The organism is Pantoea sp. ANP04 (genome assembly GCF_041982285.1).
GTDB classification, from domain to species: domain Bacteria; phylum Pseudomonadota; class Gammaproteobacteria; order Enterobacterales; family Enterobacteriaceae; genus Pantoea; species Pantoea eucalypti.
This window is the reverse complement of the sequence record NZ_JAUTYS010000013.1, coordinates 20,606-38,760: the sequence shown is the minus strand read 5'-3', so window position 1 is coordinate 38,760 and position 18,155 is coordinate 20,606. Positions and strand designations below refer to the sequence as shown.

The following is an 18,155-nucleotide window of genomic DNA, read 5'->3' as shown; positions in this document are numbered from 1 at the left end:
TTAGGGGAACTGACCTAAGGTGACTCGTGGATTGCCACCGTAATCGTTGACGGTTTCAACGGCGTGATAGCCATTCTGCCGCATCAGCGTAGCCACCGCTTCGCCCTGCTGCCAGCCATGCTCCAGCAGCAGCCAGCCGCCGGGTAGCAGCCACGCAGGTGCCTGCTCGATCAGCGTGCGCAGATCCGCCAGTCCCGCCTCATCGGCCACCAGCGCGCTGCGCGGTTCGAAACGCACGTCACCCTGCTCCAGATGACTATCGCTGGCATCAATATAGGGCGGATTGCTGACGATGAGACTAAAGCGCTGCGGCGTGAGAGCCTGGAACCAGTGACTGAGCAGAAAGCGAGTGTTGCTGAGGCTGAGCTGCTGCGCATTACTGCCTGCCAGCTCAACGGCGGCCTGAATGCGATCCACGCCGGTCACCTGACAGTCGGGGCGCTCGCTGGCCAGTGCCAGCGCAATCGCTCCGGTGCCGGTGCCCATATCCAGAATGGTCGAAGGTGTCGCAGGCAGATGCGCCAGCGCCTGTTCAACCAGCAGTTCGGTATCCGGACGCGGAATCAGCGTGGCATCAGTGACGCGTAAGGGCAGCGACCAGAACTCGCGCTCGCCCACCAGATGCGCTACCGGTTCGCCCCGGGCACGACGCGCCAGCAGGCTATTCAGCTGCGCCAGCTGTTCATCGCTGAGCACCGTTTCATCAAAGGCAATTAACCAGCTGCGTGACTTGCCGGTCACGTAACCCAACAGGATCTCTGCGTCACGCTTCGGGCTGTCACCACCATACAGCGTGGCAACCGCCTGTTTCAGCCAGTGACGAAAATCCATTAATCCTGACCAGCCAGCGCCGCCAGCTGATCCGCCTGGTATTCCTGCACAATCGGCTCGATCAGGCTGTCAAGTTTGCCTTCCATCACTTCATCCAGACGGTAGATCGTCAGGTTGATACGGTGATCGGTCACGCGGCCCTGCGGGAAGTTATAGGTACGGTTGCGGTCAGAGCGGTCGCCGCTGCCCAGCAGGTTGCGGCGGGTACTGGCTTCGGCAGCGTGACGGCGGGCCATCTCTGCCGCGTGAATACGCGAACCCAGCACCGCCAGCGCTTTGGCTTTGTTTTTATGCTGTGAACGTTCATCCTGACACTCCACCACGATGCCGGTGGGCAGGTGGGTAATACGAATCGCGGAGTCGGTGGTGTTAACGTGCTGACCGCCTGCACCAGAAGAACGGAAAGTATCGATTTTCAGGTCACCGGCATTGATCTCCGGCAGTTCTGCTTCCGGAATTTCCGGCATCACGGCAACGGTACAGGCTGAGGTATGAATACGGCCCTGAGATTCGGTCTCCGGTACACGCTGCACACGGTGGCCGCCTGACTCAAACTTCAGGCGCCCATAGGCACCGTCGCCGGTCACGCGAGCAATGACTTCTTTGTAACCGCCATGCTCGCCTTCGTTGGCGCTGATGATCTCCACGCGCCAGCGACGCGCTTCGGCATAGCGGCTGTACATACGGAACAGATCGCCGGCGAAGATCGCGGCTTCGTCGCCGCCGGTGCCGGCGCGCACTTCAATAAAGCAGGCGCGCTCATCATCGGGATCTTTCGGCAGTAACAGAACCTGCAACTGCTGCTCCAGCACGTCGTTTTTCTCACGCGCTTCCTGCAACTCTTCCTGCGCCATATCACGCATTTCAGGGTCGTCGAGCATCTGCTGCGCCGTTTCGATATCTTCCTGTACCTGCTGCCAGTCGCGGAAGCAACGGGTCACATCGGTCAGTTGGGCATATTCGCGTGACAGCGCACGGAAACGCTCCTGATCGGCGATCACGCCAGCATCGCCCAGCATCGCTTCCACTTCTTCGTGGCGCTCCTGCAGGGCTTCCAGTTTGGCAACTATAGAGGTCTTCATTTAAATGTGGGATTCCCGTAACAGGTGGCGACAGCGGTGTACCTAATCGAGACCCAGGCTGTCGCGTAAAATCTGCAGGCGTTCATTATCGCCATCGCGGGCGGCCTGCTGAAGTGATTTGGTTGGAGCATGTATTAAACGGTTGGTCAGCTTGTGCGCCAGTTCCTGCATGACTTTCTGCGGATCGGCACCCTGCTGCAGCGCCTGCAGCGCACGGCCTTCCAGCTCAGCGCGGATTTCATCCGCCTGAGAACGATATTCACGGATCGTATTCACCGCGCCCTGTGAGCGCAGCCACGCCATGAATTCGCTGCTTTCCTGAACCACGATGCTTTCGGCCTGAACCGCGGCCGCTTTGCGCTGCGCCAGGTTCTGTTCGATGATCGCCTGCAGGTCATCCACGCTGTAGAGATAAGCGTTAGGCAGATCGCCCACCTCCGGCTCTACGTCGCGCGGCACCGCAATATCGACCAGCAGCATCGGTTTGTTGCGGCGCGCTTTCAGGGCGCGCTCCATCATTCCCTTGCCGATAATCGGTAACGGACTGGAGGTTGACGAAATAATGATGTCGGCTTCAGCCAGACGGGCATCGATCTCCGCCAGCGTGATCACTTCCGCACCCACTTCCGCCGCCAGCGTTTCAGCGCGCTCGCGGGTACGGTTGGCGATGATGAGATTTTTGACCTGATGCTCACGCAGATGACGCGCCACCAGCTCAATGGTTTCGCCTGCGCCGACCAGCAATACATTGACGGAAGAGAGAGATTCGAAGATCTGGCGGGCCAGCGTACAGGCGGCAAACGCCACCGAGACCGCGTTAGCACCGATATCGGTTTCTGTGCGCACGCGTTTGGCCACAGAGAAGGTTTTCTGGAACATGCGCTCCAGTTCACTGCTCAGTGCCTGACCGCGCGAGGAGTCAGCAAACGCTTTTTTTACCTGACCGAGGATCTGGGGTTCACCGAGTACCAGGGAGTCGAGTCCGCTGGCGACGCGCATCAGATGGCTGACCGCCTCGTTATCCTGATGCCAGTAGAGGCTGTTGCGTACATCCTCTTCATCCAGCTGATGATAATTACATAACCAGCTCACAAGACGCGCCTGTAAGTCGGCCTGTTGCTCTACACTCAGGTAAAGTTCAGTCCGGTTACAGGTGGACAACACCACGCCGCTCTGCACCATGGGCTGTGATAACAGGCTGTTTAACGCCTGCTCAAGCGTCTCCGGCCCGAACGAGACGCGTTCGCGCAGAGCAATGGGGGCTGTCTTGTGATTGATTCCGAGAGCGAGCAGCGTCATGGCGGTTTTAGTTGGGATGTCCCAATAATGTCAGGGTTTTGTGATGCGCATTCTACAAGATGCGGCAGATCAAGAAAAGCCATACAAAGGCTATGACTGTAATAAGATTAACCCGATCGTGCGCAATTTGCTGCATAACAGCATTGACGGTTAAAACCGGGACGGTTAGCGTTATCCGTTACGAAAAATACATGTGTCCGAGGAGATGACCACTTGATGCTTAATACACCACGCAATCTGTTGCGCCTTTTGCCCCTTGCCAGCGTCCTGCTGGCGGCCTGTAGCGTCAACAAACCGCAAGGCCCGGGCCCCAGCGTTACCGCGCCACAGTGGCAACAGCATCAGCAGGCGGTCTCAAAGGTTACGCACTATCAGACCCGCGGTGCCTTTGCCTACCTCTCTGACAAGCAGAAAGTCTATGCCCGCTTCAACTGGCAACAGACCGCGCCTGATCGCTATCGCCTGCTGCTGACCAATCCACTGGGCAGTACCGAACTGCAGCTTGATGCACAGGGCTCGGTGGTGCAGATCGTCGATAACAAAGGCAAGCGTTACGTCAGCAATGATGCACAGAAGATGATTTCGCAACTTACTGGCATGAACATTCCGCTGGCAAACCTGCGCCAGTGGATGATGGGTCTGCCTGGCGATGCCACCGATTATCAGCTTAACGAGAACTATCAGCTAAGCAGCCTGAACTACAGCCGCGACGGCCAGAACTGGCAGGTGTCTATTGCGGGTTACGATAGCAAAGTTACCCCACCGCTGCCGTCCAGCCTGGAGCTGAAAGAGGGTGATCAGCGAATTAAACTGCGTATGGACGGCTGGACCGTTCAATGATCACCCACTGGCCTGCCCCGGCAAAACTGAATCTTTTTCTCTACATCACTGGCCGTCGTCCCGACGGCTATCACAACCTGCAGACGCTGTTTCAGTTTCTGGATTACGGTGACCAGTTGCAGATTACCGTTGATGACAGCGATTCCATTAAGCTGTTAACGCCGGTGGCAGGCGTCGCGGATGCAGATAACCTGATTGTGCGCGCCGCAAATAGGCTGAAACAGGCAGCCCTGAATAAGCATTGCCTGCCTGCTCGTGCTGGCGCACAGATCGCCATTGAGAAGCATCTGCCCATGGGGGGCGGCCTCGGTGGAGGTTCATCGGATGCTGCTACCGTACTGGTGGCGCTGAATCATCTGTGGCAAACCGGCTTCACACCGGATGAGCTGGCAGCAATTGGCGTGAAACTGGGCGCGGATGTGCCGGTGTTTGTGCACGGCTTCGCGGCTTTTGCGCAGGGAGTGGGTGAACAACTTCAGCCCGCAGAGCCGGAAGAAAAGTGGTATCTTGTCGCTCATCCCGGCGTGAACATCAGCACACCAGTGGTATTCAACGACCCCGAACTGACGCGTGATACCCCATCGCGCAGTTTATCGACGCTTTTAGCTGCACCCTTCACCAATGATTGTGAAGCAGTGGTAAGAAAACGTTTTCGTAAGGTTGATGAGCTTGTTTCCTGGCTGCTAGAATACGCGCCGTCACGCCTGACTGGCACGGGCGCTTGTGTGTTTGCTGAATTCGACACTGAGTCTGCTGCCCGTCAGGTGCTGGAGCTTGCCCCGAATGGGGTGCGCGGATTTGTAGCCCGGGGCGTAAATGTTTCGCCGCTACAGCGTACCCTGCGAGGCGATTAGCGATTGCGTGACAGTGTCACCACGTTCCAGACACTGCACGTTTCGCATCAACACACCCGTGTGAACGCACATGACTGTACGCGCCGGTTACTGTCATGCCGTTCATTCTCTGGACGCAAAGCCTGAGGTTCTTCTCGTGCCTGATATGAAGCTATTTGCTGGTAACGCCACCCCGGAACTAGCACAACGTATTGCCAACCGCCTTTACACCAGCCTGGGAGACGCCGCTGTAGGACGTTTCAGTGATGGTGAAGTGAGCGTACAGATTAACGAAAATGTACGCGGTGGTGATATTTTCATCATCCAGTCCACCTGTGCCCCCACCAACGATAATCTGATGGAACTGGTTGTGATGGTCGACGCGCTGCGTCGTGCTTCTGCTGGTCGTATTACCGCAGTCATTCCCTACTTTGGTTATGCCCGTCAGGATCGCCGCGTGCGTTCCGCGCGTGTGCCAATCACCGCAAAAGTAGTGGCAGACTTCCTTTCCAGCGTCGGTGTTGACCGTGTTCTGACGGTTGACCTGCACGCCGAGCAGATCCAGGGCTTCTTCGACGTCCCGGTTGATAACGTATTTGGCAGTCCGATCCTGCTGGAAGATATGATGCAGATCGGTCTGGAAAACCCGATTGTTGTTTCTCCCGATATTGGTGGCGTAGTACGTGCCCGTGCTATCGCTAAACTGCTGAACGACACCGATATGGCTATCATTGATAAACGCCGCCCTCGCGCGAACGTTTCTCAGGTGATGCACATTATTGGTGACGTTGCTGGCCGCGACTGTGTGCTGGTCGACGACATGATCGACACCGGCGGCACGCTGTGCAAAGCGGCTGAAGCGCTGAAAGAGCGTGGTGCTAAACGCGTGTTTGCTTACGCGACGCACCCGATCTTCTCCGGCAATGCGGTTGAAAACCTGCGTAAATCCGTTCTGGACCAGGTGATCGTCTGCGATACCATCCCACTGTCTGACGAGATTAAGTCACTGCCGAATGTGCGCACGCTGACTTTATCTGGCATGCTGGCCGAAGCGATTCGCCGCATCAGTAACGAAGAATCGATCTCGGCGATGTTCGAGCATTAATTCTTCGCGGAACCGGGCCCTGTGCCCGGTTTTTTTAAGCCAGCCAGTCGCCCGACTAACGCACTTCTTTTTCTGATTTTTCCGCGATAAATTTCCCCACTATCCCCTATTTTCAACGCCACTCACTCTTTTAGTAAAACGCTGCGTTCCCCGCTTCTGCCCGATGCCGTTAAGTGGTAATTTGCAACGCAATTTTAATAAGAACCCGGCCCTCATGAACCTCGATATCTATACCTTATTTATTTGCGAGCTTTATGTACTGGGGTTTCTGAGCATCATCATGGTCTTTGCCTGGATTGGATCGCAGTATGACCGCGTTCTGGGCTTCACCTGCCTGTCGCTGATATTTACCCTGATTTCCGTGTTCTTAAGTAGCCTGCGCAGCAGTGGTCTGCATTTTCTGCCGATTGCGGTGGGCAATGTTTTAGTGATGCTGGCTTATGGCGGATTGTTAAATGCGTTGCGGCGCTTGAGTGGCAAACCCATCGGTACCCACTGGCTGCTGGGCGCGCTGCTCTGGGCACTCCTCTGCTGCTTTCCGGCCTTCTATTACAGCTTGCCCAGGCGAGTATTTGTGCTGTGTATCGCCTGTATGGCCTATACCGCAGCATTTATTCAACTGGTCTGGCTGGCTCGTGACTCGCTAAAATCGACTTTCTGGCCTGCACAGTTGCTGCTGTGGATTCACCTGCTGTTTCATCTGGCGCGCATTTTTCTGGATAGCGCCATTGCCAGTACCAGGCATGGTGCCATTGGCGGATCGGACTTCTCGGTTTACGTGATTCTGGAGTCCATTCTGTTTGTCATTGGCCTGACATTTACCATTCTGGCCATGGTGAATGAGCGGATGCAGAGCGTGTTGAAACACACTTCCCTGCACGATCCGCTGACCAGCGCCTGGAATCGCCGTGCTTTATTTAACGAAGCAGAAAAAATTGTGGCGCATTGCCGCCGTCAGAACCGGCCTTATAGTGCAATCCTGTTCGATCTTGATCACTTCAAGAGCATTAATGATCGGTATGGGCATCAGCAGGGTGACCAGATTTTGATCCACTTTTGCGGCATTGTCAGAGAGCTGATGCCTGCTGACGGGCGCTTTGCAAGGCTGGGTGGAGAGGAGTTTGCGGCGATAATCCCGGCCGGAGCAAAGGAGACGGAAGCCTGGTGTGAAGCGACACGACTGGCGGTTTGTAAGTCACAGCCCAATGAGATTACCTATTCAGTCAGCATTGGATTCGCAACGCTGACCCAACCGCATCAGGGCTTTGAGGATTTACTGGCACTGGCAGATGCGGCGCTTTATCACGCGAAAGCCAGTGGCCGGAACTGCACTGCGCAGCATCCGGTCCCGGCTGCACTCACTTAATGATGTGAGTTGTGCGATCTGCGGCAGCGTTTGTCATAGTGACGCAGCCAGTAATAACGATCTTCTACCTTTTCACGACCACTCAGACCGGCGCCCACCAGCCATAGCAGCGCACCAATAAAGATGCCTAAAATCGCCCCCTGAGCCAGAAGTTGTGGCAGATCAAGTGAGGGGAGCTGATTAATAATTGAGAAGCCGACGCCCAGCACCATTGTCACTAATCCCAGTACCATCAAGCTGTTACCTGCTACACGGCAGTGTTGGTATTTCATGCTGCACCCCCATCCTTATGAGAAAATGACCGCACACAATGTTAAGTGCCATAAGTTTAGGCAATGGGTAAAGATTACGTTGCGGACTGGATCACACATCAGTCATAAAGCATTCCCTGGCCCTGAGTCCAGCCTGTTGATTTAGATAGAAAATGATTAATCACTTCACTGAACCATTTAGGCGCTTGTGCTTTGTCATCCTGGCTGTGGCGAAGTAAACTAACGCCCTTTCGCAATAACAGCAGGATAATCATTGTGAGCAGCATTAAACTGATTGTGGGCCTTGCCAATCCGGGCGCTGAATATGCCGCCACGCGCCACAATGCGGGTGCCTGGTATCTTGATTTACTGGCTGAGCGCCACAATCAGTCATTGAAAGAGGAAGGCAAATTCTACGGCTACACCGCCCGCCTGATGATCGCCGGAGAGGATGTGCGCCTGCTGGTGCCGACCACCTTTATGAACCTGAGCGGTAAAGCGGTTGCTGCGATGGCGACCTTTTATCGCATCGCGCCGGAAGAGATTCTGGTGGCACACGATGAACTTGATCTGCCACCCGGCGTGGCGAAATTCAAGCAGGGCGGCGGCCATGGCGGTCACAACGGTCTGAAAGACATCATCAGCAAACTGGGCAACAACAACAATTTTCATCGGCTCCGCATCGGCATCGGGCATCCCGGCGATCGCAATAAGGTAACCGGATTTGTACTGGGCAAGCCGCCTGCCAGTGAGCAGAAGCTGATTGATGATGCCATTGATGAAGCGGTGCGCTGCACCGAACTGTGGCTGAAAGAGGATCGCATCAAGGCGATGAACCGGCTGCACGCCTTCAAGCCTGCTTAAACGCCCGAATCGTCGTGATTCCGTGTATAATGCGCGAAATTTTTCTATTCGTCTCCGACAGTCCGTCGCCTGACGTGCTGTCCATCCAGTTATAAAGGGTATCAAACCATGGGATTCAAATGCGGTATCGTGGGCCTGCCGAACGTCGGTAAATCCACTCTGTTCAACGCGCTGACTAAAGCGGGCATCGAAGCGGCTAACTTCCCTTTCTGCACCATTGAGCCAAACACCGGTGTGGTGCCAATGCCTGACCTGCGTCTCGACCAGCTTTCTGAGATTGTTAAGCCACAGCGCGTGGTGCCGACTACCATGGAATTCGTCGATATCGCGGGCCTGGTGAAAGGCGCGTCAAAAGGTGAAGGCCTGGGCAACCAGTTCCTGACCAACATCCGCGAAACCGAAGCGATCGGCCACGTGGTGCGCTGCTTTGAAAACGACAACATCATCCACGTGGCGGGTAAAGTGAACCCGGCTGAAGATATTGATGTGATCAACACCGAACTGGCCCTGTCCGATCTTGAGACCTGTGAACGTGCGATTCAGCGTGTGCAGAAGAAAGCCAAAGGCGGCGACAAAGATGCCAAAGCCGAGCTGGCTGCACTGGAAAAATGCCTGCCGCATCTTTCTGAAGCAGGCATGCTGCGTTCACTGGATCTGGATGCAGACGACAAAGCGGCCATCCGCTATCTGAGCTTCCTGACCCTGAAACCCACCATGTACATTGCTAACGTCAATGAAGATGGTTTCGAGAACAACCCGTACCTGGATCAGGTGCGCGCTATCGCCGAAGCAGAAGGTTCTGTGGTGGTGCCTGTGTGTGCCGCTGTTGAGTCTGACATTGCTGAGCTGGAAGATGAAGACCGTGACGAGTTCATGGCCGAACTGGGACTGGAAGAACCGGGCCTGAACCGCGTGATCCGCGCCGGTTACTCGTTGCTTAACCTGCAGACCTACTTCACCGCTGGCGTGAAAGAAGTGCGTGCATGGACCATCCCGGTTGGCGCAACAGCCCCACAGGCAGCCGGTAAAATCCATACCGACTTTGAGAAAGGTTTTATCCGCGCCCAGACCATCGCGTTTGAAGACTTTATCGCCTATAAAGGCGAGCAAGGTGCGAAAGAAGCCGGCAAGATGCGTTCAGAAGGTAAAGAGTACATCGTGAAAGATGGCGATGTGATGAACTTCCTGTTTAACGTCTGATTTTTTCATGCGGTTTAAGCAACCCCATAAAACCTGACAGACTCGCTAAGACCCACGCAATGGCGTGGGTTTTTCTTTTTAACGCTCTCACAGTAGTGTCTGTCAGCAGATTCCCGCAACGCTGGAATCATGACTTAAAAGTTTACTGCTTTAGCTCCTCTCCTTCTTCTGCAAAACCCGCCAAAAGAATCTAAAGCTACCTGAGCGCACCCTCTTCCCCTTCTCTTCACCTGAAACGGCACCTGTTCAGCCACGGATAAACTGCGCCTCACACTGCCGGGCGATCTCCCACAGCCTGTTACGGATGACCTGCTTAAGTTGCAGAGTGGACTGCGACTGCGGCTGGTCACGGCGGCTGATCAGCATCACTTCAAACGGCAGAGGTTGTGCTATGGGCAGCAGCTTTAACTGTTCGGCATAGCGGCAGGCGGTGAAGAGATCCACGACGCCCGTGCCGCCGCCTGCCAGCACCATATCTGCAATGACCGAATAGGTTTTAATCGACAATGACACGGCGGGGTTCAGTTTCTTATCGCGCAGCGCACGGTGAAGTACGCGTCCAAGCGGATCCTGCGCCTGCATCATCAGTAAATTATTGTTGCACAACCACTCCAGCGTAACGGGTTCATGCCAGTGATGAGTGAGCGGTAGCAGCGCCACCATGGAGGACTGAAACAGAGGCTCGGCCAGAAGATCCGCATCGACCTGCTGACCAAAGACCAGCGCGAAATCGAGCTGATTATCCAGAATCATCTGGCATAAGGTACTGAAGTGCTCGGTGACCAGTTCCACACTGACCGAGGCCATCTGTTGCCGCCAGGTGACCAGCGCGGGAGCCATCACCATCTGACCAAACGCGTGAGCGGCGCCAACGCGAACGAGTTGCCCTTCGCCACGCCTTAGCTGTTCGGTGAGCTGGGTAATGGATTGCAGGCGCTGGCAGAGATCCTCTATTTCAGGCAGCAGACGTCGCCCTTCTGCCGTCACACTCATTCCCTGTAGCCGTCGCTCAAACAGCGCAAATCCCAGCTGCTGTTCAGCGTGATTCAGCACACGGCTGATATTCGGCTGCGACACATTCAGCAGGCGCGCCGCTGCGCTGATGCTGCCGGTCTGTACGATGGCCTGAAAGACTTCTATATGGCGGAGCCGCATGATGATTTACCCTGGATGGAATACCGGACACGGAGGCCTCTTCAACCAGCTGTACCGGCGGAGAGTGAGAGCAATCATTATCCTGCTGCAAAAACTGTACCGCAAAACCAGTGCAGCCCCGGCATAAAGTTGCTACGACTGCGTACTCGCCAGATAGGAGAATGCACTGAGTAAGCTGATCAACGTTTCCATTTTCTCCGCCTGATACGCCACGGTAACGGCATCAAGGCGCGTGACGCCGGGGATAAGACTGAACAGATCGGCCAGTACAGGTTTAGTGGCCTGAAGCCGCATCGTGTAAGGTGCCGTCAGGCGGGTTGTGCTCACCTGATGGAGATGTTGCAGTGCGGCACTTGCCGCGGCAGCGATCGCATGCTGTGCCGCCTGCGGACTGACCGATTCCGCGCAGGTATGCGAAATGGCGCGCTTTACACAGACGTAATCGACCGCTGGGTAATATTCCGCTATCCAGCTCTGTAACTGATCGTCACCCGTGACCAGCAGCAATGGCGTGCCCTGTTCAGCAGCGGCAGCCGCATAAATATCGGTTTCGCCCATCACCAGATCATTAATATGGATACGCCAGAATGCCCGACCGTTAATGGTATGCGCCAGTACGCCAGATTCACCTGCTGCGCTGTGAAATCCCACCAGAAACAGCCCGTCGAACGTCTGCTGTTCTATCCCCTCCACCATCGACAGGCAGCGGGGTTTGCCCTGCACCAGTCGGGCGCGGGGATCGATATTTTCCGCACGCAAATTGGTCATCTGAGCATGGCTGTCTGCAACCACCACTTCGGTTGCCCCACCCGCAAACGCACCCGCAATCGCGGCATTCACTTCCTGCTCCATCAGACCACGGGCGATCTGATGCTCCGGGTGGCCGGGTGAACATTGCTCCGGGCGCATGACCCCCGCGATACCTTCAATGTCGGCCGAGATAAAAATTTTCATGAGGTTAATTTATCCAGAATCTGCGTCAGTGAGGGACGATGATGACCGCGAAAGCCAGTAACAGCCTCTGCGCTCAACAAGGCATCGAGTACAGCCTGTTCCGTTGCATCCGCTGCGGCAGCAAACAGCGGCTCCAGCGTGTCGTCCTGTGGCGGCAGTGGCAGCGGTTGCGTGGAAAACGCCACGGCAATATCGCCCGAGCCGTGTCCCCAGTAACTGCCCAGCCTTCCAAGACCGGCACCGGCTCGCTTCGCGATGCGCTTTAGCTGCCGTGTGTCCAGCGGGGCATCTGTTGCCATGATGATGATGACAGAGCCGGCATCACGCTGCGGCGCCTCTCCGGCGAGCAGCGGCGCAATCATCTCGCCCGCCCGGACGCCATCCAGTGTGAGTGCCTCCAGCGCACCGAAATTGGCCAATACCAGCACGCCAAGCGTGGCGTTGAGTGAAGGAATTACCCGTGAGGCGGTTCCGATGCCCCCTTTCAGACTGAAACAGCTCATCCCGCGTCCCGCGCCGACGCTGCCACGCGCGAAGTCTGCGGAGGCCGTCTGCAGCGCCGCCTTAGCCATATCCTCACTGATTGCCAGCGCCTGGATATCATTCAGCCAGCCATCGTTGCACTCCAGCACCAGTGGATTCACCGTGGGCAACGTCCGGCCCAGTTCCGGGTTATGACGGATGGCATCGCGCACCAGCGCGGTAAACAGCGTGCCAACCGCCAGCGTGTTACTGAGCAGAATCGGCGTCTGAAGCACGCCAAGTTCCTCTATCTGAACCAGTCCGACGGGTTTCGCAAAGCCGTTCAGCACCTCAGCCCCACACGGCAGCGGTGTGAGAAACAGATTATCGCCCGGCGGCAGGATAGCGGTGACGCCAGTCTGCTTTTCGCCTTCATTCAGCGTGTAATGTCCGACACGCACGCCCGCAACATCGCTGATGCGATTAGTGGGTCCGCAGGCGCTTCGTGGCTGCCCAAGCTGACGCAGGTTACGCCAGCGATCAAGCAGCAGATCGCGCTGTAGTTGTTGGTAATCCATCGTCAGCCTTTGAGTTTGGGATCGAGTGTATCGCGCAACGCGTCGCCAAGCAGATTGAATGCCAGCACGGTGATAAAAATCGCCAGCCCTGGAAATACGCTCATGTGCCAGGATCCGGCCATCATCATGCTGCGGCTCATCGCCAGAATATTGCCCCATTCCGGCACGTCTGGCTCCGGACCCAGTCCGATAAAACTCAGGCCCGCCGCAGTCAGAATACTGGTACCAATGCGCATGGTAAAATAGACAATTACGCTGGAGAGCGTGCCGGGCAGAATATGCCGCAGAATAATCACGCGGTCTGGCGCACCGGCACAGCGTACGGCTTCAACATAGGCAGCCTGCTTCAGAGAGAGCGTCGATGCCCGCACGATGCGGGCAAATACCGGCACGCTGAATACCGCGACCGCGATAATGACATTGTTAAGGCCCGTCCCCAGCAGCGCCACCACCGCAATGGCCAGCAACATGCCGGGAAACGCGAATAAGACGTCGGCACCGCGCATGATCAACATATCAACCCAACCGCCGTAATAGCCCGCCAGTAACCCGAACATGACCCCGACCAGCATGCCGATCGTCACCGACAGCACGCCGATATAGAGCGAAATACGCGCGCCATAGATAATGCGACTAAGCAGGTCGCGCCCCAGTTCATCGGTCCCCATCCAGTGTGCCGCCGTTGGCGGTGACGATAACGCCATCCAGTCCGGGGCCATAGGATCCCAGGGCGCCAGCCAGGGCGCAAAGATCGCCACCACAATCAACAGCAGCACAAAGCCGCCTGAGACCAGTGCCAGAGGGTTACGCACGAAGGCATGCAGGAAATCACGCCACGGCGAACGAATGATCTGAGGCGGGTTGTCAGTCAGCGATTGACTACTCATTTCGGCTCCTGTCGCAGACGAATGGCCGGATTGACCACCGCGTAAAGCAGATCGACCAGCAGATTAATCACAATAAATTCAAACACGAACAGCATCACGAGTGCCTGAATCACCGGCTGATCCTGCGCTTTGATCGACTCAATCAATAACCAGCCTAACCCTGGCCAGTTGAAAACACTCTCGACGACGATGGAGCCACCCAGCAGAAAACCGAACTGCAGACCCAGCATGGTAATCACCGGAATGAGCGCATTGCGCATCACATGCTTCCACGTTACCAGCCGGTTACGCAGTCCTTTGGCTTTGGCGGTGCGCACGTAATCTTCCTGCGCCACCTCAAGAAAGGCCGAACGGGTAAAGCGCGCCATGACCGCCGCAACCGACGAACCCAGCGTGATAGCGGGCAGGACAATATCGCTGGCCTGGTTGAAACCGCTGACCGAAAACAGCCCAAAAGGCATCGCGACGAACTGAATAAGCAACAGCCCCAGCCAGAAGGCGGGCATCGAAATACCGCCTACCGCCACGCTCATCAGCGTCCAGTCCTGCCATCTTCCCCGTTTCAGGGCCGCCATCACGCCGAATAACAACCCGAGAATAACCGACCAGGTAAAACCCGCTAAAGCCAGCCACAGCGTCGGCATAAAGCCCTGTCGGATCACCTCCCGCACCGGTTGCTGAGTGCGATAGGTGGTGCCCAGATCGCCCTGCAACAGGCTGCCGATCCAGTGGAGATACTGTTGCGGCAGCGGATCGTTAAGCCCGAGATGCTGACGCGCCGCCTCGATGGCCTCGATGGGCGCATCCGGTCCGGCATAAGCGCGCGCCGGGTCGCCCGGCATGAGCTTGATAAAACCGAATACCAGCAACGAGACCACCAGCAAAACCGGGATCATCTCCAGTAATCGGCGAATGATGTATGCAAACATGCCATTCCCTGAAATGAGGTGTGACTGGCCTCCTCACGTCTCCGCCCCTTTCGGGAGGGGTGACGAGAGAAGAACCGTCTTATTTAAAGGACGCCTGAGTGAACAGGAAATTGCCATCAGGCAGCATTGAAACGCCGCTCAGGGTGCTACGCTTGCCCACCAGGTTGTCTGGCGTACCAAGGAACGCCACCGGCGCTTCTTTCCACAAGACCTTTTGCGCCTGTGCATAGGCAATGCCGCGCTTTGCCGGATCGGCCGTCGCCAGCCCGGCTGCAATCGCTTTGTCTGCGTCAGGATTACTGAAGTAGGAGACGTTATAGGAGGTCGGCACCCAGGATTCGGTGGCAAACAGCGGACGCAGCGCCCAGTCGGCATCGCCTGTTGAGGTCGACCAGCCACCATAATAGAGGTCAAACTCGGCCTTTTTCGGGTCCTGTACACCCCACAACTTAGCGTTGCGCGTGCCGGAATCCATCGGCGTCACCGTGGCCCGAATGCCTGCCGTGGCCAGTTGCGCTTTCAGCACCTGAGCGGCACGGACGCTGGCCGTGGCATTGGTCACCCAGAGCTTAAGATCCAGACCATTCGGATAGCCCGCCGCTTTCAGCAAGGCTTTGGCCTTATCCGGCGCATAACTGTACTCAGGATCGGTTTGTTTCTGGTAGAACTGTACGCCTTCCGGTATAGCGGATGTGGCAGGTTTACCCAGACCGGCAAAGGCCACTTTCAGCCACAGATTACGGTCAATCGCATAGTTGATGGCCTGACGCACCCGAACATCCGCCAGCGGCTTGTGCTGCGTGTTGATCGCCATGTAATAGAGATAAATGCTCGGATCGCGCTGAATGGAGAGATGGCTGTCCTGTTTCACGGCGGCGATCAGGTCTGAAGGCAGTGGCCAGATGGCATCCACCTGCCCCGATTTTAATGCGGCGACGCGTGTCGCATCTTCCGGACTCGGCGAGAAGATGACATGGTCAACTTTAGGCCATCCCTTCTGCCAGTAACCGTCATACTTCACCAGCGTGACCGCTTTGCCCGGTGTCCAGTTAACAAATTTAAACGGACCGGTGCCGACCGGATGCAGTCGCAACTGCGCTTCGTCCGGGTATTGCTTAAGAATGGATGGACTCCACATCACCGCCGAAGGATGCGCCAGCGTGTTGATAAAGGCCCCGAACGACTGATTCAGATCGATTTTTACCTGGTCGGGTGCCATTACCGTGACCTTATCGATCATTTTGTAGAGGCTATTACGCTTCAGCCCTTTTTTCTGATCTGCCAGACGATCAAGGTTTGCTTTGACCGCATCGGCATCAAACGGGGTACCGTCCTGGAAAGTGACACCTTTGCGCAGCGTCAGCGTAAATTCGGTGGCACTGTCATTAGAGGTATAACCGGTCGCCAGCCAGGGCTGCAGCTTCATCGCGGGATCAAACTGGAACAACCGCTCAAAGATGCCGCTCTGCACCGAGTAGCTGACATTATCTGAGGTGTCATGTGGATCCAGCCCCGTGATATCGGCATACATTGAAATGCGCAGATCCTGTGCCTGCGCAGTCATGACCAGCGTCGTCGTCAATGCGAGGGTTAGCGAAGTACGGCGAAACAGCGTTTTCATAGATTCTCCTGGTCGTTGAGGATAATTACAATGCAATGCCGTCAGCGACCCAATGCTGGGGCGCAACCTGGCGATAACGGGGTTTAGTGACCGTTTCACCCACCTTACGCAGCGGCGAGGGAATTTCGCTGTCATCGAAAAGACGGGGCTGACGGTTCTCTGGATCGGCGACTGGCACGGAAGCCAGCAGACGTTGGGTATAGGGATGTTGCGGCTGATTAAAGACCGACTGACGTGGTCCAAGCTCCACAATCTGGCCGAGGTACATCACCGCGACGCGATTCGCAATACGCTCCACGACCGCCATATCGTGAGAGATGAAAATCCATGCCACGCCCGTTTGCTGCTGCAGGTCCATCATCAGATTGACCACCTGTGCCTGAATTGAGACATCCAGCGCCGATACCGCCTCATCCGCAATAATGACTTTCGGTTTCAGCGCCATAGCGCGGGCAATGGCAATACGCTGACGCTGACCACCCGAAAATTCGTGCGAATAACGACGCGCATGCTCTGGCAGGAGACCGACGCTCTTCAGCAGCGCATCAATCTGTGGGGAAGCCTGTTCAAGTGAAGAGACCATGCCATGTAATAGCAATGGCTCGGCAATGGTAAAACCCACTGTCAGGCGGGGATTCAGTGAGGCATAAGGATCCTGAAACACCATCTGGATTTCACGGCGCAGCGGCTGGAACGCGGCCTCTTTCAGGTCAGAGATTTCCTTTCCTTCAAAATGAATGCTTTCAGCTTCACTGTTGATGAGGCGCATCAGCGCCCGTCCGGTGGTCGATTTGCCGCAGCCGCTTTCACCCACGATGGCCAGGGTTTCACCGGGCCACAGACTGAAATCAATCTGTTCCACTGCATGCACATGATGCGTAAGGCTTGAAAAGATGCCGCTGCGGATCGGGTAATAGACTTTCAGGCCGCGCACATCCAGCAGCGGCGCGACATCATAGCGAGCGGTTTGCTGTTCGCTTTGCACAGCCTCGCCCGCACCCGGCAGAGGAAAGCGTTGCGGCCACGTGTGTTCCCGCATATCGCCGAGTTTTGGCACTGCCGCCAGTAACGCCTGGGTATAAGCGTGCTTCGGGGCGGCAAAAATCTCAGATACGGTTCCCTGCTCGACCACTTCGCCACGCAGCATGACCACCACGCGATCGGCGATTTCCGCTACCACGCCCATATCATGGGTGATAAACAGCACCGCCATCTGTTTCTCGCGTTGCAGGTCACGCAGAATATGGAGAATGCGCGCCTGAACGGTGACATCCAGCGCAGTGGTCGGCTCATCAGCAATCAGGAGTTGCGGGTCACAGGCAAGGGCCTGCGCAATCATCACACGCTGCCGCATGCCGCCTGACAGCGAGTGCGGATAGCTTTTCATGACGCGATCCACATCGGCGATTCGCACCTGTCGCAGCAGTTCACGCACGCGCGCATGGGCCTGCTTTTTGTCACACAGATGGTGATCGCGTAATGCCTCCATAAGCTGGTCATCAACGCGCAGCACCGGATTCAGCGACGTCATGGGCTCCTGAAAGATCATCGCCATTTCACGGCCACGCAGTGTGCGGCGCTGAGCGTCATCCAGCGTTTCTAACGCATGCACGTTTCCGCTCCGGTCGCAAAACTGCATACTGCCGCGATCGATTCGGCCGTTATTTGCCAGCAGGCCCATCACAGCCAGCGACGTGACCGATTTACCGGAGCCGCTTTCGCCCACTACAGCGACAATTTCACCGGGATGAATGGCAAAACTGATGCCTTTGAGCGCCTGATTTTCACCGCTGCGTCCATGAAACGAGACGCTGAGATCCTGAATCGCCAGCACGGGGGATGGCAAGGCAGCGCGGGTTGCAGGAGAAGTACGTTGTGTGTCCGTCATCGTCGCCTCG

Annotated in this window: 17 protein-coding genes; 6 read left to right on the top strand and 11 right to left on the bottom strand. The window is 56.3% G+C overall.

Annotated features, from left to right (window positions below; genetic code table 11):
* From prmC to hemA, 3 genes are read right to left on the bottom strand one after another with little or no spacing between them, the layout of a single operon-like run.
* Nucleotides 1–831 (bottom strand): peptide chain release factor N(5)-glutamine methyltransferase, encoded by an 831-nt coding sequence (prmC, locus tag Q7C21_RS17195; RefSeq protein WP_039660399.1) that lies wholly within the window; start codon nt 829–831, stop codon nt 1–3.
* Entirely contained in the window at nt 831–1,913 is a 1,083-nt protein-coding gene (gene prfA / locus Q7C21_RS17190; RefSeq protein WP_003850832.1) for a peptide chain release factor 1, read from the bottom strand. Before prfA ends, prmC begins: the two co-directional genes overlap by 1 nt.
* 42 nt (nt 1,914–1,955) lie before the next feature.
* Nucleotides 1,956–3,212: a glutamyl-tRNA reductase gene (hemA, locus tag Q7C21_RS17185; RefSeq protein ID WP_003850831.1), complete on the bottom strand. Its 1,257-nt coding sequence runs from the start codon at nt 3,210–3,212 to the stop codon at nt 1,956–1,958.
* A gap of 216 nt (nt 3,213–3,428) precedes the next feature.
* Here hemA and lolB point away from each other — a divergent pair, with 216 nt between their 5' ends.
* The 4 genes from lolB (at nt 3,429) to Q7C21_RS17165 (ending at nt 7,356) form a co-directional block, all read left to right on the top strand.
* Nucleotides 3,429–4,052: a lipoprotein insertase outer membrane protein LolB gene (lolB, locus tag Q7C21_RS17180; RefSeq protein ID WP_008926155.1), complete on the top strand. Its 624-nt coding sequence runs from the start codon at nt 3,429–3,431 to the stop codon at nt 4,050–4,052.
* Nucleotides 4,049–4,906, top strand: coding sequence for a 4-(cytidine 5'-diphospho)-2-C-methyl-D-erythritol kinase (gene ispE / locus Q7C21_RS17175; RefSeq protein WP_008926154.1), 858 nt, complete (start codon nt 4,049–4,051; stop codon nt 4,904–4,906). Before lolB ends, ispE begins: the two co-directional genes overlap by 4 nt.
* Nucleotides 4,907–5,042: 136 nt before the next feature.
* A complete protein-coding gene (prs, locus tag Q7C21_RS17170; RefSeq protein WP_003850825.1) occupies nt 5,043–5,990 on the top strand; it encodes a ribose-phosphate diphosphokinase in 948 nt (315 codons plus the stop codon).
* A 214-nt stretch (nt 5,991–6,204) separates the two neighbouring features.
* Nucleotides 6,205–7,356 carry a GGDEF domain-containing protein gene (locus Q7C21_RS17165; protein ID WP_003850823.1) on the top strand — a complete coding sequence of 384 codons (1,152 nt, stop codon included), beginning with the start codon at nt 6,205–6,207 and terminating at the stop codon, nt 7,354–7,356.
* On the opposite strand, the gene ychH is transcribed toward Q7C21_RS17165, so the two are convergent.
* Nucleotides 7,353–7,628 carry a stress-induced protein YchH gene (gene ychH, locus Q7C21_RS17160; RefSeq protein WP_008926152.1) on the bottom strand — a complete coding sequence of 92 codons (276 nt, stop codon included), beginning with the start codon at nt 7,626–7,628 and terminating at the stop codon, nt 7,353–7,355. The genes Q7C21_RS17165 and ychH overlap by 4 nt on opposite strands.
* A 255-nt stretch (nt 7,629–7,883) precedes the next feature.
* Between ychH and pth the strand changes: the two genes are divergently transcribed.
* Both pth and ychF read left to right on the top strand, forming a co-directional pair.
* Nucleotides 7,884–8,471 carry an aminoacyl-tRNA hydrolase gene (pth, locus tag Q7C21_RS17155; RefSeq protein WP_003850818.1) on the top strand — a complete coding sequence of 196 codons (588 nt, stop codon included), beginning with the start codon at nt 7,884–7,886 and terminating at the stop codon, nt 8,469–8,471.
* A gap of 108 nt (nt 8,472–8,579) precedes the next feature.
* Complete coding sequence (gene ychF, locus Q7C21_RS17150) at nt 8,580–9,671, top strand: redox-regulated ATPase YchF (RefSeq protein ID WP_003850816.1); 1,092 nt, start codon at nt 8,580–8,582, stop codon at nt 9,669–9,671.
* 246 nt (nt 9,672–9,917) lie between these two features.
* Here the strand turns inward: ychF and Q7C21_RS17145 are convergent, their stop codons facing one another.
* The 7 genes from Q7C21_RS17145 to Q7C21_RS17115 form a co-directional block, all read right to left on the bottom strand.
* Nucleotides 9,918–10,826: a LysR family transcriptional regulator gene (locus Q7C21_RS17145; protein ID WP_140033501.1), complete on the bottom strand. Its 909-nt coding sequence runs from the start codon at nt 10,824–10,826 to the stop codon at nt 9,918–9,920.
* Between the two features lie 132 nt (nt 10,827–10,958).
* Nucleotides 10,959–11,780: a M55 family metallopeptidase gene (locus tag Q7C21_RS17140; RefSeq protein ID WP_039660403.1), complete on the bottom strand. Its 822-nt coding sequence runs from the start codon at nt 11,778–11,780 to the stop codon at nt 10,959–10,961.
* The gene (locus tag Q7C21_RS17135; RefSeq protein WP_375150963.1) at nt 11,777–12,820 is read right to left on the bottom strand and encodes a P1 family peptidase; all 1,044 of its coding nucleotides are present in this window, start codon (nt 12,818–12,820) and stop codon (nt 11,777–11,779) included. Before Q7C21_RS17135 ends, Q7C21_RS17140 begins: the two co-directional genes overlap by 4 nt.
* Before the next feature lie 2 nt (nt 12,821–12,822).
* Nucleotides 12,823–13,707, bottom strand: coding sequence for an ABC transporter permease subunit (locus Q7C21_RS17130; protein ID WP_140033503.1), 885 nt, complete (start codon nt 13,705–13,707; stop codon nt 12,823–12,825).
* Nucleotides 13,704–14,636, bottom strand: coding sequence for an ABC transporter permease (locus Q7C21_RS17125; protein WP_003850806.1), 933 nt, complete (start codon nt 14,634–14,636; stop codon nt 13,704–13,706). Before Q7C21_RS17125 ends, Q7C21_RS17130 begins: the two co-directional genes overlap by 4 nt.
* A gap of 79 nt (nt 14,637–14,715) precedes the next feature.
* The gene (locus Q7C21_RS17120) at nt 14,716–16,257 is read right to left on the bottom strand and encodes a glutathione ABC transporter substrate-binding protein (RefSeq protein ID WP_375150962.1); all 1,542 of its coding nucleotides are present in this window, start codon (nt 16,255–16,257) and stop codon (nt 14,716–14,718) included.
* Between the two features lie 25 nt (nt 16,258–16,282).
* A complete protein-coding gene (locus Q7C21_RS17115) occupies nt 16,283–18,145 on the bottom strand; it encodes a dipeptide ABC transporter ATP-binding protein (protein WP_375150961.1) in 1,863 nt (620 codons plus the stop codon).
* Between the last annotated feature and the right edge of the window lie 10 nt (nt 18,146–18,155).